The sequence below is a fragment of the Mycobacterium sp. ZZG genome (assembly GCF_054786995.1).
Window position 1 is genome coordinate 1 of record NZ_JBTBFV010000201.1, and the last position, 566, is coordinate 566.

The 566-nt window shown below is 63.6% G+C and carries 1 protein-coding gene; it reads right to left on the minus strand.

Annotated features, from left to right (window positions below; genetic code table 11):
• The coding region (locus ACXMYJ_RS29350; protein ID WP_460359580.1) for an IS630 family transposase at positions 1 to 566 on the minus strand (566 nt) is incomplete at both ends.

The following is a 566-nucleotide window of genomic DNA, read 5'->3' on the forward strand; positions in this document are numbered from 1 at the left end:
GGGTTGTCGTTCCAGGTGTCGATCCAGGCACGGATATCGGCGTTGAGTTGCCGCACCGAGGTGTGAGTGGAGCGGCGCAGTTTCTTGGTGGTCAGCTCGGCAAACCAGCGCTCGACGAGATTGAGCCACGAGGAGCTGGTCGGGGTGAAGTGCAGGACGAATCTGGGATGGCTTGCCAGCCAACGCTTCACCGCAGGCGTCTTGTGTGTGGAGGCATTGTCGAGGACCAGATGCACATCGAGATCGTCGGGAACTTCGGCATCGATCTTCTTGAGGAAGGCCAGGAACTCGGTGGCCCGGTGCCGGGAGTGCAGCGCGCCGATGACCTTGCCGGTGGTCAGGTCGAGGGCGGCGTACAAGCTGGAGGTGCCGTGGCGGACGTAGTCGTGGCTGGCTCGCGCCGGGGTTCCGGGCAGCATCGGAAACACGGGCTGGGTGCGATTAAGGGCCTGGATCTGCGTCTTCTCATCCACGCAGAGCACCAGCGCCCGCTCCGGCGGGTCCAGGTACAGGCCGACGACATCGCGGACTTTGGCCACGAACAGCGGATCCTTCGATAGCTTCCA